At 43.4% G+C, this 15,048-nt stretch carries 10 protein-coding genes; 4 read left to right on the forward strand and 6 right to left on the reverse strand.

Annotated features, from left to right (window positions below; genetic code table 11):
* Nucleotides 1-1,812 (forward strand): gliding motility-associated C-terminal domain-containing protein (locus tag Q1V93_RS00240; protein ID WP_300659799.1); only part of this gene is annotated, 1,812 nt, incomplete at its 5' end.
* A 36-nt stretch (nucleotides 1,813-1,848) separates the two neighbouring features.
* The gene (locus Q1V93_RS00245; RefSeq protein WP_300659802.1) at nucleotides 1,849-4,269 is read left to right on the forward strand and encodes a T9SS type A sorting domain-containing protein; all 2,421 of its coding nucleotides are present in this window, start codon (nucleotides 1,849-1,851) and stop codon (nucleotides 4,267-4,269) included.
* A 179-nt stretch (nucleotides 4,270-4,448) separates the two neighbouring features.
* Here the strand turns inward: Q1V93_RS00245 and glyA are convergent, their stop codons facing one another.
* From glyA to Q1V93_RS00260, 3 genes are all read right to left on the reverse strand, one after another.
* On the reverse strand, nucleotides 4,449-5,723 hold the full coding sequence (glyA, locus tag Q1V93_RS00250) for a serine hydroxymethyltransferase (protein WP_300659805.1): 1,275 nt from the start codon (nucleotides 5,721-5,723) through the stop codon (nucleotides 4,449-4,451).
* Between the two features lie 129 nt (nucleotides 5,724-5,852).
* Nucleotides 5,853-6,611, reverse strand: coding sequence for a C40 family peptidase (locus Q1V93_RS00255; protein WP_300659808.1), 759 nt, complete (start codon nucleotides 6,609-6,611; stop codon nucleotides 5,853-5,855).
* Entirely contained in the window at nucleotides 6,608-7,186 is a 579-nt protein-coding gene (locus Q1V93_RS00260; protein ID WP_300659811.1) for a DinB family protein, read from the reverse strand. The genes Q1V93_RS00255 and Q1V93_RS00260 overlap by 4 nt, the downstream gene beginning before the upstream one ends.
* 99 nt (nucleotides 7,187-7,285) lie before the next feature.
* On the opposite strand from Q1V93_RS00260, the gene Q1V93_RS00265 reads away from it, so the two are divergent.
* Nucleotides 7,286-10,861 (forward strand): T9SS type B sorting domain-containing protein, encoded by a 3,576-nt coding sequence (locus Q1V93_RS00265; RefSeq protein WP_300659814.1) that lies wholly within the window; start codon nucleotides 7,286-7,288, stop codon nucleotides 10,859-10,861.
* A 270-nt stretch (nucleotides 10,862-11,131) separates the two neighbouring features.
* A complete protein-coding gene (locus tag Q1V93_RS00270) occupies nucleotides 11,132-11,695 on the forward strand; it encodes a hypothetical protein (protein ID WP_300659817.1) in 564 nt (187 codons plus the stop codon).
* 246 nt (nucleotides 11,696-11,941) lie between these two features.
* On the opposite strand, the gene Q1V93_RS00275 is transcribed toward Q1V93_RS00270, so the two are convergent.
* The 3 genes from Q1V93_RS00275 to lpcA all read right to left on the reverse strand — a co-directional run bounded on the left by Q1V93_RS00275 (nucleotide 11,942) and on the right by lpcA (nucleotide 14,884).
* A complete protein-coding gene (locus tag Q1V93_RS00275) occupies nucleotides 11,942-12,364 on the reverse strand; it encodes a TerB family tellurite resistance protein (RefSeq protein WP_300659820.1) in 423 nt (140 codons plus the stop codon).
* A gap of 179 nt (nucleotides 12,365-12,543) precedes the next feature.
* The gene (locus tag Q1V93_RS00280) at nucleotides 12,544-14,322 is read right to left on the reverse strand and encodes a hypothetical protein (protein ID WP_300659823.1); all 1,779 of its coding nucleotides are present in this window, start codon (nucleotides 14,320-14,322) and stop codon (nucleotides 12,544-12,546) included.
* Complete coding sequence (gene lpcA / locus Q1V93_RS00285; RefSeq protein ID WP_300659826.1) at nucleotides 14,315-14,884, reverse strand: D-sedoheptulose 7-phosphate isomerase; 570 nt, start codon at nucleotides 14,882-14,884, stop codon at nucleotides 14,315-14,317. Before lpcA ends, Q1V93_RS00280 begins: the two co-directional genes overlap by 8 nt.
* Between the last annotated feature and the right edge of the window lie 164 nt (nucleotides 14,885-15,048).

Consider the following 15,048-nt stretch of genomic DNA (forward strand, 5'->3'; position numbering starts at 1 on the left):
TGCGGAACTACCGGCACCCCGCAAACGCTTTCCATAACGGTTCTTCCTGCACCCGATCCACTTACCATTTCCGGTCCAACTTCCATTTGTACGGGGGAAACAATCACGTTAACATCGAGTTATGCAAGCGGAAATACCTGGTCGCCAAACGGAGAGACAAGCCATTCAATTTCGGTTACTTCTCCCGGAACCTATACCGTATCGGTAAGCACTTCCTGCGGAACGCTCACGACTTCACAAACGGTAACACTGAATACTCCGCCTCCGGCAAGTATTACTCCTGATGGTCCAACCAGTTTTTGTTCCGGTGATTCGGTGATTTTAACTTCCGGAAGTTTATCCGGTAACAGCTGGTCGACCGGAGCTACAACCACCTCCATTACAGTTACAACTGCCGGAACGTATGTTCTTACGGTTACAGATGTTTGCGGAACAAGTTCTGTTTCACAGCAAGTTATTATACTCTCTGTTCCAAATCCGCAGATTTCCGGCACTGCTTCCTTCTGTACCGGACAGCAAACCACACTTACTGCTTCCGGTGGTGACACTTACCTTTGGTCGACCGGGGAAACAACTACTTCTATTCCTATTACAACACCCGGAAATTATACTGTTACTGTTTTTAATGCTTGCGGACAAGCTACTTCTACTCCTTTTACCGTTACTGAAAATCCCTTACCGAGTCCGCAGATATCCGGCAATCTTTCTTTCTGTGCCGGACAAGCAACCACGCTTACGGCTTCCGGAGGCACCACTTACCTTTGGTCGACTGGTGAAACAACGACTTCCATTTCTGTTTCTTCTCCGGGAAGTTATTCCGTTACCGCTTTTAACATATGCGGGCAAGTCCTTTCTACTCCGGTAACCGTTACAGAAAACCCATTGCCCAATCCTCAGATCGCCGGGAATCATTCCTTTTGCGCCGGACAAGCAACCACACTTACCGCTTCCGGTGGGAATACTTATCTTTGGTCGACCGGGGAAACAACTACTTCTATCACTATCACAATGCCCGGAAATTACACTGTCACGGCATTTAACACTTGCGGGCAAACGGCATCTGCTCCTTTTTCAGTTACGGAAATGCCGCTTCCGAATGCTCAAATTTCAGGAGCAACTTCCTTTTGTGCCGGACAACAAACCACACTTACAGCTTCAGGAGGGAATACTTACCTTTGGACAACCAGTCAAACCACCACGAATATTACTGTAACTACTCCGGGCACTTATTCCGTTTCTGCAAGTAATTCCTGCGGGACAGATATTGAAACTGTCACAGTTGCTATTTCTACTATTTCAGCTGCGTTCACCGCAAGTACACTAACCGGTGCCGCTCCGTTACCGATCAGTTTCACGAATACCAGCGATCCGAATGCTGTTTCATTCAGCTGGGATTTCGGTGACGGTTCTACAGAAACTTCTTTTTCCCCCTCTCATCTATTCACTCAAAGCGGACCATATACGGTTGAGCTTATTGCTACCAATGCCATCGGCTGCTCTGACAGTTACTCGGTTCTCATTGATGTACTTGACACTCCTTCTTCTCTCACGATTCCAAACATCTTTACTCCAAACGGCGACCATCAGAATGACGAATTTATCATTGTCGCAGAACGAATTGAAAGCTACACCCTTCAGATTTTAAACCGATGGGGAAATGTCATTCTCACTATCCAGGATCCTCACGTCGGATGGGACGGAACCATACAAGGAGACCAAGCCTCTGAAGGCACTTATTTCTACCAGGTAACTGCTACAGGTATCGACAAAAAGAACTACAACGAAACCGGATTCTTTGAGCTTCAACGCTAAGAACCGGTACTTAATCTAAAATCAATAGTGTTTATTATGAAAAAACAAATTTTTACGCTTATTCAAACCTGTTTGCTGGTTCTTACGATAGGACTCTGGCAAACAGAACTCCATGCACAAACGGCATTTACCATCACCTGGACTGGTTTAACCGGTTCTATTACCGCGACGGGCGTACCAACAGGTATTACGGTTGTTCAACAATACAATGGTGTGATTGGCGCTTGCAGTACTTCACCTAATGGTGCAAACGGAACCTATACGGCTATTCTTCAGGCGGCTCCCGGTTATAATTTCACCGTTACCTCTCTTGGAGGAGCGGCATATGCCAGTAATGCGGGATCCAGAGATTATAAACTTCAATTAACAAATGGTTCCGTTTATACGCAAGCATCTCCTACATCCATAGGATCAAGCAGCAACTGCGGAACCCCTACTACACTTACTGCTTATTCAATCCCAGCAGCTGGTCAAAATGTAAATTCAGGAAGCCAGGTAACCATTACCGTATTAAAAACGCCCGGTGCTACAGCAGGATCAGGTTATAGTTTAACCAGTAAGTTAACAGTAACAGGGGTTGTTACACCGGTTTGTAACGCACCAACAGGTCTATTAGCTTCAGCTTTGACTTCTTCATCGGCAAATTTAAGCTGGAATGCTGTTTCAGGGTCGTCCGGTTACCAATATGTGGTTGATCAAACAGCTGCAAATCCTGCAGGTGCCGGAACGGCAACAACAGGAACCACTTACAGCCCTACAACCCTGAATCCTTCTACCACTTATTACCTGCACGTTCGCAACAGCTGCGGGGGAAGCAACTTTTCTTCCTGGACTACTATTTCTTTCACCACACCTGCTGCATCGGTTTGTTCGGACCCAACTAACCTTGCGGAGAACAATGTAACGGCAACAAGTTCTGATTTCAACTGGGATGCTGCCGGATCGAATGATTTCGAATATGTACTTGATCAGAACATGACAAACCCTGCCGGAGCAGGAACCCCAATCAACGGAATTTCTTACAGTACTTCAACACTATTGCCTTCTACAACGTACTATTTCCACCTTCGTCAGGATTGTGGCGGCAGTTTTTCCAATTGGGTACTGGTTAACTTCACTACTCCTGCAGCACCGTGCGCTGCTCCAACGGGATTGGCTGCTGCAAACACTACACACAACTCTTCGGATCTTTCATGGAATGCGCAAGGAAGTAACGGGTTTGAGTACGTGGTTGACCAAACTACAACGGCGCCTGTTACTGCAGGAACTTCAACGACAGAGACAACTTATAACGCGAATTTGTTAACTCCGGCAACAACGTACTATTTACACGTTCGTACGGACTGCGGAAGCGGGAACTTCTCTCCATGGACGACTATTTCTTTCACCACATTGGTTGCGCCATGTATTGCTCCAACGGGATTGGCTGCTGCAAACATTACACACAACTCTTCGGATCTTTCATGGAATGCGCAAGGAAGTAACGGGTTTGAGTACGTAGTGGACCAAACAGCAACGGCGCCTGTTACTGCAGGAACTTCAACGACAGGGACAACTTATAACGTGAATTTGTTAACTCCGGCAACAACGTACTATTTACACGTTCGTACAGATTGCGGAAGCGGAAATTTCTCTCCGTGGACGACCATTTCGTTCACCACATCAGTTGCTCCATGTGCTGCACCAACCGGATTGGCTACTGCAAACACCACACATAACTCTTCTGATCTTTCATGGAACGCACAAGGAAGTAACGGGTTTGAATATGTAGTTAACCAAACAGCAACTGCACCAGCTATTGCCGGAGCGGCAACAAGTGGTACTACTTATAACGCGACCTTGTTAGCTCCGGCAACAACGTACTACTTACACGTTCGTACGGACTGCGGAAGCGGGAACTTCTCTCCATGGACGACCATTTCGTTCACCACATTGGCTGCTCCATGTGCTGCTCCAACCGGATTGGCTGCTGCAAACATTACAAATCATGCCGCTGATCTTAGCTGGAACACACAAGCCGGAAGCACATTTGAATATGTTATCAACCAAACAGCAGGAAGCCCAACGGGTAGTGGAACTACAACTCCAAACAATGCTTTTGCAGCAACTACTCTGACCAGTTTAACGAATTATTATTTCCATGTTCGCACGAATTGCGGAAACGGAAACTTCTCGCCATGGACTACGATTTCGTTCACGACACTTTCTACCGTAGGAATTGAAGAGCAGGAAATCATTGATTTAGCTGTTTATCCGAATCCGGCAACTGATTTGGTAACAATTTCAGGTCAAAACCAGGGAACGGTTATTATTACAAACTTAAAGGGTCAGCAATTAGGTTTCATTGATTTAGGGCAAACCTCTACGATTGATGTAACAACTCTTGAAAGCGGGATCTATTTCCTTCAGTATCGTTTCGAGAACAAAACTGCACTGGTTAAGTTGATCAAACAGTGATCAAACTATTAATTAACACGGAAGGGATGAGCATTGCTCATCCTTTTTTGTTTGATTGAAAGAAACTCCTCCCCCTTAATCCCTCCCGACGAATTCTTGTCGGGACAGGCTCTCCAAAGGGGGAGGACAAAAAAAGGCGAACATCTCTGTCCGCCTTTTACATATTTAGTTACCTGTAATTACCACTTAAACAACGGTCTCGCGCTCATCAAAGCATTCACTTCGGAACGAACCAGGTTAATCGTTTCTTCATCGTTGATGTTCATCAATACGCGGTCGATTAATTTCACGATTGTTGGAATTTCTGCTTCTGTAATTCCCCTGGAAGTAATTGCAGATGTTCCAACACGAATTCCGGATGTAATAAACGGAGATTCCGTATCAAAAGGAACCATGTTTTTGTTTACTGTAATATCTGCCAAAACCAGGTTGTTTTCTGCGTCTTTTCCGGTTACTCCTTTTGAACGCAAATCAATCAGCATGCTGTGATTGTCTGTTCCTCCGGAAATAATTTTGTACCCCAATTTTGTGAATTCATCTGCCATCAAAGCAGCATTTTTCTTCACTTGCAACATGTAAGACTTGTAGTTATCTGTCAACGCTTCTCCGAATGCGACCGCTTTAGCTGCGATTACATGCTCCAAAGGTCCGCCTTGAATTCCAGGGAAAACTGCTGCATCCAACAAAGCTCCCATTGATTTCAGGTTTCCGTTATTCCATTTCAACCCGAATGGATTTTCGAAATTGTGACGCATCATGATGACACCACCGCGAGGTCCGCGCAATGTTTTATGCGTTGTTGTCGTAACGATATGGCAATGCTCCAACGGATCATTCAACAATCCCGCAGCAATTAGTCCTGCCGGGTGAGAAATATCTGCCAGGATCAATGCTCCTACTTCGTCAGCAATTTTGCGGATGCGCACATAATCCCAATCTCGTGAGTATGCCGATGCACCACAAATGATCATTTTTGGTTTCTCACGTTTTGCAACTTCTTCCATCATGTCGTAATCCACCTTTCCGGTTTGCTCATTCACACCGTAGAAAAACGGTTTGTATAATTTTCCTGAAAAGTTTACAGCAGATCCGTGTGTTAAATGTCCGCCGTGACTTAAGTCAAAACCTAAGATTTTATCTCCCGGCTGCAAGCACGCCAAAAACACTGCTGCATTTGCCTGTGCCCCTGAATGCGGCTGCACATTTGCCCAGGTTGCACCGAATAATTTACATAAACGATCAATTGCCAATTGCTCCACTTTGTCAACTACTTCACAACCTCCGTAATAACGTTTTCCCGGAAGTCCTTCAGCATATTTATTAGTCAACACAGACCCCATTGCTTCCATCACCTCATCAGAGACAAAGTTTTCAGATGCAATTAGTTCGATTCCATGTTCCTGACGCTGTCTTTCTGCAGCAATTAAGTCAAATACTTCTTGATCGCGTTTCATGCTTATTTTTATTTTAGTTTAAAAAGTTCAAAGGGTTCCAAAAGCTTCAACGAATCAAAAATTGCACTTTTGAACCATCTGATTCTGGTGGCAAATATAGTTCGATTTCATCAAAAACCGAGGGCTTCCTTATAATCGCTTAATGGAATGTAATTTGTGTGAATGAACTCCGTCAATCTTCCGGGTAATTCCCTGTTGATTGAAATCGTCAATGCGTACATAACCATGTGCATGAATTATTTCATCCTTGTTGATCAGCAGCCCCACGTGATGAATATTTCCCGATTCGGAAATGAAAAATGCCAGATCTCCTGCTTCACGGTCTTCAAATTCTACCTCCTGACCTAGTTCCACTTGCTGAGAAGCGTCACGCGGTAATTGATATGCAAAAACCCGGTGAATCTGCTGCATGAATCCGGAACAATCGATTCCAAACATGGTTTTTCCTCCCCACAAATAAGGGGCATTCAGATATGTAAGGGCAAAATCAATCAATGAGTCCGGATCAGCATCTCCTTCGTCATCCAAAAAGCGATACGCTGATTTACCGATCTGGAACGTTTCTTCCCCATCTCCCGGACGAAAGCAGCCTTTCGGCAACGTTTGTTTTCCTTCCGGTCCTTCAACAATCCGGAATTCCGAATGTTCGACTACCAAACCATCCAGCCAGCGGGAAACTTCCTTCTCGCGCAGATCCTGAACCTGCTTGGGATCAATCCAACCTTCATACCCGTCCATAAACGAACGAACACGCAGCCATTGATCCGTGATCTCCAAAATTTCTACAATTTCGCCGAAAAGAAGCTGTGTTACCAGTTCCGAACGATCACTTGCTTCGGCACGAACCGGAGCAATGCTTGCTTTACAAAAGGCGTGTATTCTACTCACTTTTTAGGAAATTGCGGATGTTTAGTCAATTTTAATGCCTGCTCCATGTGACGATCGTTGTGATAAGCCACAAATAACAAGGCATCTCCCAATCTCAATCGAACCAGTTTGGAAATCGAGATCGGTACTTTTACTTTTTTCAGGTTCACGGCAACGGATTTTTCAATGATTCCTAAAAACTCATGCTGTCCCTGCAATAAAACCGTTATTTCACTCCCTGTAACCAATGACGGATTTACCGTAGGATTATAATCTTTGGGAGCGTTGAATTTTCGTTTTACATTGCGTGCATTTCCCAATTTCATCGACATCCATGCAGATTTCCCCAAAGGAGAAGATGAATAGCTGATCCTGGGAGTGCGGAAACGCGTCCGGTCAATCCGGTCATTCAATGCATGATGATAAAATTTTGCGTAAGCATTCAAATGGGCAAAAATCTCCGCCAAACTCCAGGTAGAAGTGTTGGGTTTCCAATTCAACTGATCGTCCGAATAATTTGAAAATTTTGATTTTAACTGTTGGATATTTTTCTCTGTGATTGTTGCAACTTCGTTGAAGACCCATTGAGTTGTCATATGCATCGAATTTATATCAAATATAACCAGAGCAATTTGAATAGCAAAAGTTATATCTTATAAATGCAACCTTTTTAAACATTTTCATATCTTTCAATTATGAAACAAATAATACTATTCTTTTGTATCAGTGTTTTTTACGGTCGACTGATCGCTCAGGAGATCGAACATCAGCATTCTACTCATTATGCATTGATTGAAAACAAAGGGCAATGGGCAAAACAGGTATTGTTTCAATCCAAATCCCAGGGCAACAATATTTGGGTGCAGCAACATGGCTTCATTTACGATATCCGCGATTATTCTGCTTTACAAAAGGCACATTCGGAACGAATCGCAGATGAAAACAGTGATCAATTCAGAGGAACTTTAGTGGGTGTCGAATTTTTGAACTCGAATGAAGTCAGCCAACTGAAAAAAGAAAAGCCATTATCCTATTACTACAATTACTTCATCGGAAATGACAGTTCCAAATGGGCCAGCGAAGTACAGAGCTTCCAGGAAGCAACTTTGGTGGACTTCTACCCTCATATCGACCTGAAAATAATCGACTCCAAATCGGAATTCAAGTATGAATTGTGGTGTGCTCCCGGAACGGATTACAAACAGATTCAATTGAAAATGAAAGGATTTTCAAACATGGTCTTAGACAAAGCCGGAAATCTCATTTTATCTACCGCTTTAGGAAAAATCACGGAGAAAAAACCGATTGCATATCAATTGCTGAACGGGAAACTGACTTCCGTTCCCTGCAAGTTTATTCTCAACAGAGATATCGTTTCATTTGAAGTTGGAAAACTAGATAAAAACGCCACTTTAATCATTGATCCTATTTTAGTATTTGCGACCTATTCCGGTTCCCGCACGGACAATTTCGGGATGACAGCTACTTATGGCTACGACGGATCGGCTTATTCCGGCGGAACGATTTTCGGGAACGCTTACCCTACTCCGGATCCTTTGGCTTTTGATGTGACCTCTAATTTCACAGCGACCTATAATGGTTTAAACACCACCGATGTGTTTATTTCGAAGTATTCTCCGGACGGAACAACCATGCTTTGGACCGCATTTTTAGGCGGCGGAAATACCACACAAGGAACGGAAACGGTTCACAGTTTGATTTGTGACAAACTCAACAATCTCTACGTGTTCGGGATTACTGCTTCCACAGACTTTCCTTTGCAAAACCCTTTTCAAAGCTCTCACGGAGGCGGTTCGTTGATCAACGTGCAGTTTAACGGGGCCTATTTCGGCAGCCAGGGAACGGATATTTTTGTTTCTAAAATCAGTGCCAACGGTCACAATCTACTGGCATCTACGTATGTCGGTGGTGCTCAGAATGATGGAATTAATTACAAATTAAGTTCCGGAAACTATACTTCCGTAGCTGCATACGATTCCTTGTCGACCAATTACGGAGATCAATTCCGGGGAGAAATTATGATTGATTCGATGGGTAATTGTTTGATTGCGTCTTGTACCCGATCGACCAACTTCCCCACTCTTAATCCATTCCAGGCTTCGTTGGCGGGACAGCAAGACGGGGTTATTTTCAAATTATCTTCCGATTTGAGCACGATGCTTTGGGGAAGTTATTTCGGTGGAAGCAATAACGATGCCTGCTATTCGGTGAAAATTGACTCCAGTTATAACGTCGTTTTTGCGGGGGGAACATCCAGTAATAACCTTCCCGGAACAACAGGTGGTTTAAATCCCAATTACCTGGGGGGTAAATCCGATGGTTTTGTGGGAAAATTAAGTCCAAACGGTCAAACGCTTGTTCAAAGCACCTACATCGGAGCTTCTTTATACGACCAGGCTTTCTTTGTCGAAATCAACCGCAACGATGAGGTATTCGTGCTGGGACAATCTGTTGGAGGAAACTTCCCGGTTGTAAATTCTCAAAGTTATCCTAACAGCAGCCAGTTTATCGCAAAATTAAACCCGACGCTTACATCCATTGTAAACTCAACGGTTTTTGGGAACGGAAACCCGAATATCAACATATCGCCTTCCGCATTTTTAGTTGATATTTGCGGAAACATGTATGTTTCGGGATGGGGAGCAAACATTTTGCAGGGAACTCCTTTGAGCGGAATGCCCGTCAGCGCAGATGCCTTTCAAAGTACGCCTCCGAATGGCTTTGACTTTTATTTGTTTGTTTACAAGCGTGATTTTTCCGGTTTGCTTTACGGAAGTTACATCGGAGGAAACCAGGCACAGGAACACGTAGATGGCGGAACTTCGCGTTTCGATAAAAACGGGGTTGTTTACCAATCGGTTTGTGGTGGCTGCGGCGGGCACAGCGATTTTCCTACCAGTGCAGGCGCCTGGTCGAATCTCAATTTAAATACCGGCCCCGGAACAAACAACAACTGTAACAACCTGGTGTTTAAATTCGATTTCCAACTCTTGCCACAAGCAGAATTCACCACCAGTGATTTAATCGGTTGTGAAGACTTTACCGTTACGTTTACCAATACCAGTTCGCCATCCGACAGCTATGAATGGGATTTCGGGAACGGACAGGGAACTTCGACGGAATATTCGCCCACAGTTACTTTTACGAATCCGGGAACTTATCTCGTAACACTCACCGTAACAGATTCTGTTTGTTTGCTTACGGACACAGCTAAAATTCAAATTACCGTTCTACCGGAAATGCAATTATCGGTTTCGAACGATACAATTCTGTGTTCTCCGCTTCCACTTACTTTTACGGCAAATTCACATGGTTCTGCCGATTATTTTATCTGGTCATCCAACAATCTGTTTTCAGATACATTGAATCCGAATGTGGCTGATTCTGTTATTCACGTAACTCCCGGAAGCACGACAACATACTACATAAAAGCAGGAAATTCGGCCTGTTCGAAGATTGATAGTGTGACGGTCTATTTCGTTACGGGAAGCCTGGTCATTTCGGGCAATGATTCCATTTGTCTGAATGAACCAACGACACTTACAGCCCTGATCCAGATTCCGAATGTCAATTTCAGTTATGTCTGGAGCCCAATGTCCGTTTTAACCACCACGCCGCAGCCCAATGTGGTGATTGCAAATCCGCCTGCAAGTCAATGGATTTATGTGGATGCAAACGGTTCGAACGGTTGTTTTGACCGGGATTCGATTTATGTAACGGTCGGAAATATTGCAGGAACGATCGGTGCTCAGGCCAATCCGGAATATGTTGTTCCCGGAAATTCATCCACACTAACGGCTTCTCCGGCCGGCTATTCGTATTCGTGGGTTCCACAGGCAAACTTGTCAAATCCTCATGGTCAAATCACCCAGGCAACTCCTCCCGAAACAACCAATTACACGGTTTATATCACGGACGGAATTTGTGTGAAATCTGCGAGCGTGAAAGTGAACGTATTGGAAGTTGTTTGCGACCGAACCTATGTGTATGTTCCGAATGCATTCTCTCCGAACGGAGATTTGGAAAATGATGTGTTGTATGTCAGAAGTGCTATTGCGACCGAAATTCTATTCCGCATTTTTGACCGCTGGGGCGAAATGGTTTTCGAAACCAGGGATCAGAGCATTGGCTGGGACGGAACATTCAGGGGGAAATTGCTGAAGCCCGATACATACGATTATTACCTGGAAGCAAAATGCGTTCAGGGCGAACAAAAGATCATCAAAGGAAATGTGACGCTGATCCGGTAAAAGATTGAATTTGTCACCACCAGGAACACGAAGAGCACAAGGTTATTCTTTTATATCCCGTATCCGGGAATTTTGGATTTATTGAAATTTCTTCCTGTTCTTTTGTTTTAGCAGAACTCCTTTTGTTTTGAACCGCAAAGAAACAAAGTGTGCAAAGTCTTAAACAATCTATAACCGATAAATTATCATTGCTTGTTCCGGACACCACTTTTTTTAGATCGCTTTTTTTCCGGCCAATCGCGAAGCCAATAAAAGCATTATTTTTGCTGTATGAAATGGATTGGAAAAAGAATCAGTTATCTCGACGATCAAAGTAAAACGACATTTATCATCACTCCCGAGCAAGTAGGTTTCATCAAAGCATTGATGGGCGCTTGGGTTTTTATGTGGTTTGCTATCGGTGTAACGATCGGCTGGTCTTATTTTACCTTCAAATTTTCAGAACAGGAAAAAATCATCCTTGGAATCTTCATGGTTTTCTGGTTGTATTATTTCATTCGTGTGGGAAGAACTTTTCTCTGGATTCTTTACGGTCGTGAATACATCAAGGTTGACAAGATTTCGTTGACCCTCAAAACGAGTATCCAGACTTACGGAAAAGCAAAAGAGTATTACCTCGAAAACATCAAGAAAGTACGCGTTTCGGTTCCGAAGGAAAATTCCTTCCAGGCTGCATGGGAAAATTCCCCGTGGATTCGCGGCGGAGAGCGTATCGAATTTGATTATTTAGGGAAAACAATCCGTTTCGGACGAAAGCTCAACCAACAGGATTCCAAGCTACTTTTCCAGATCCTGACAAAACGTATTGAAGATCAACTGAAAAAGAAGAACTAATTCGTTAAAATCTGACTCCTGCCAGCAGACGCTATTTATTCTTTTCCACAAATGCACAAATTAATTGCTCGCCTACCGGTCTCGCTTAAGTAGCATCTTGTAAACATCTATAAAAAATCAGCTTAATGCGCCAACGGTGATCGCATGTCGCCAATAGCTTTAGCGATGGCGCAAGCTTAGACGTAAGCGTTCCTCCGAAAAATAGCATCTGAATTCCCGAACAAGACTTTTCAAAAGAGCACTCTTTTAAATCACGATTCTCAACACTTCTTCGCGGTTCATTCCTTTGCGCAGGTGCTCCAGGATAATCGGGAATTTCTCATCAATCCGTTCCGGGGTAAATCCCAATTCAACACCCAACCGTCTTACCAACCTTGTTTCGTTTGCATCCATGTTTCCGTCTGCTCCCAAAAGCTGAATCAACTGGATAAAGCGTTCATAACGTTCTTCTCTGCTCACCGGCGGAATAAACGGGTAATCATCCGGATTCTCACAAATCTCGTGAACCTGTTCATCCGTCAGGGAAAGTTTGGTGGCAATCTTTTTCAATAACTGGTTTTCAGCAGCGCTAATAGTTCCATCTACCCGTGCGAGCATCACTAAGTTTCTGAAATGTCCTTTTTGGCGGGCTTGTTCTCCCGAATCGAAAATGTGTGAAAATGAACTCATAACGCTGGTTTGTTTTTTACTAATCTAAAAGATAATTTGTTTTGTGCTTCGGGTAAGTTAAAAAATGTTCATATCTCGACAAGCCCGATATGACAGAATTCAACTGTTTTTAGAAATTAAATCACTTCTTAACTTTACACTTTCAATTCTCCATTGATTTTGAACTTTTCTGCTTGCACTCACTTTCTAATCAAACTTAGTGCCTTTATTTTGAACGAACGAATGATCAGTTCCTTCTCGCCCGGATTGACAACATACACCTGAATCTGATCGTCTTTGTGATTGATAACCGGAAGATTAAACTGAAAGTTCAGCGTATCAATACTTCCTGCCTTCTTTTGGGAACTCAGCACCCGATTCTGCCAATTGTAGACCTTGTATTTACTGAAGGTTTCAAAATAAAGCGTTGCCGGATTCAAACTGTCGTTGTTTTGATAAATGATCCGGACATCAAACAGCGTTTCATCCGTTTTCAAAGTTGGGAAAAAGGCTTTTTTCTCCAGAAATACGTTCTTCTTTCCTTCCACTTTGGTCAACGAAACATTGCTGAACACCTGCTCTTCAACTCGAGCAAAGTTCAACCCCGAGTTCCGGATTTCGTCCGGCCAGTTCAAATTCGACCGATCTATTTCCAGGCGATCCGTTTTGTAGTCGGGAATGGTTAGTTTCCCGAAAATGTACCAGTAATGCTCTTTTGTCATCCGATCCGTATGCAGGTATCCCAACGAAAATTGCTCCGACTGCAAAACGGATAATCCCATCGTCAGAATCAAAAATGCCATCAGCGCTATCGCCGTGATTTTCTTTCGTCCCAGATAAACCAGGGCAAAGCCCAAAGGAATCACTAACAAAGGATACAAATCCACCATGGCTCTCGAACTGAAAGATGCCGCGTACCACCAGCATTCCCAGGAAGCAAAAACCCAGATGCACATGACCAGTGAAGTGAAGATTCCCCAAAAGACTTCTTTCCGTTTTCGATACAATTGTACGAATCCCGGAATCAGAAGGAGAAAAACCGGCGTGTATAACAGCCAGCCTTTTTTATAACTGAACAAAAAGTCTACAATATGCGGATCACCCAGCACTACCTCTTCCACATGCATATTCGGAATCAACCAGCTTCCGCCGAGGACTTTCCAGTAGATCATCTGCGGTAAATTGAACAGCAATCCTGCAAGCGGAAACAATGCAATCGCTTTCCAGTATGCCCATTTGGCCGGATAGACATTTTTCAGCATAAACAGGGGAAGCAATCCCAACAAAACATGTGTCGGACGAATTGAAGAAATCACCCCCAATAGTAGAGCCGCACCAATCAAATACTTTCGTTTGGAAGGGAATTCCCGCAACTTCAGCAAGGCATAAAAAAGCATCCCGATCAATGCGAACAAATAAATATGCTGCAGGTGATACGAATGGATCGCCGTCGCCCAGAAGTTCGTTCCGAAATAGACAATCAGAAGCAGCAATGCACTGACCTGCTCTGAAAAAAACAACCGCAGAATTTTATTCAGGAAAAAGATTCCCAGCAGAATAAAAAACAAGGCATTTAAGAGATACGTAATGTGATAGGGCTTACTGAAACCATCTTTGGGATAACCGAGCGTTTTTGCAAACACATGCCCCACGGTATAAGCCGGCAGTTCGAGATACGCCTGCCCCATGTGGTAAATATTCAGGCTGTTTCCGTTCTCCAGTTTTTGCAATTGGTAAACCGGAATTCCGTTGCAGTATTTATCCTGAACCTTTTGCAATTCGTCTTGCTGAAAAACCAAACTGCGGTATTGGAACATCTGAGTGAGATACATGTAATATCCGTAACCGTCGTAGGCACAAACACAGGTTGCTTCACCGCGGACTACGTCCTGAATCTTTCCTGAAAATTTAAGTGTAAAAACGCTTACGATTAACAGAATAGTGATTTTTCGGATATTTGATTTCAGGAATTCAAGCATTCAGATGATGTTCAATAAAGTCGATTAAGGTATGAATTACTTTGATATGAATTTCCTGTGCTCTGTCTGCATAATGTGAATAAGGAGCGCGAATTTCGACATCGCATAAGTCAGCCATTTTCCCACCGTCTTTTCCTGTGAGACCAACAACCAGCATTCCTTTTGATTTTGCTGCTTCAATGGCGCGAAGTACATTTTTTGAATTTCCGGATGTCGAAATGGCTAATAAAACGTCTCCTTTGTTTCCCAAGGCTTCCAAATAACGTGAAAATATGAACTCGTATCCATAATCATTTCCAACGCAGCTGATATGAGACGAATCTGAAATACTCAGAGCCGGAATTGCCTTGCGGTCATCGCGGTATCTTCCGGTCAATTCTTCCGCGAAATGCATTGCATCACACATAGATCCGCCGTTTCCGCAAGAGATGATCTTCCCCCCGTTTTGAATCGCCGAAACCATCAAATTTCCTGCGTTCTGAATCAGCTGGTAATTCGATTCGCTGTTAAATTTTTGCAAAATTTCTAATGCTTCGTTAAAATGGTCTGCTATTTGTTTCATGCCTTCACAAATGGGATTTATTGTCAAAAATAAATAATTATTGAGTGCAGTTACCATTTTAGATAAACTTGTTATATTTGAAAATCGGAGTTGGCTCCATAACACAAAAACAACTATGAAAAATATTCTACTTGCCATTCTAGCCTTAAGTTTCGGATACAGTG

The organism is Fluviicola sp. (assembly GCF_030151805.1).
Classification (GTDB): Bacteria; Bacteroidota; Bacteroidia; order Flavobacteriales_D; family Crocinitomicaceae; genus Fluviicola.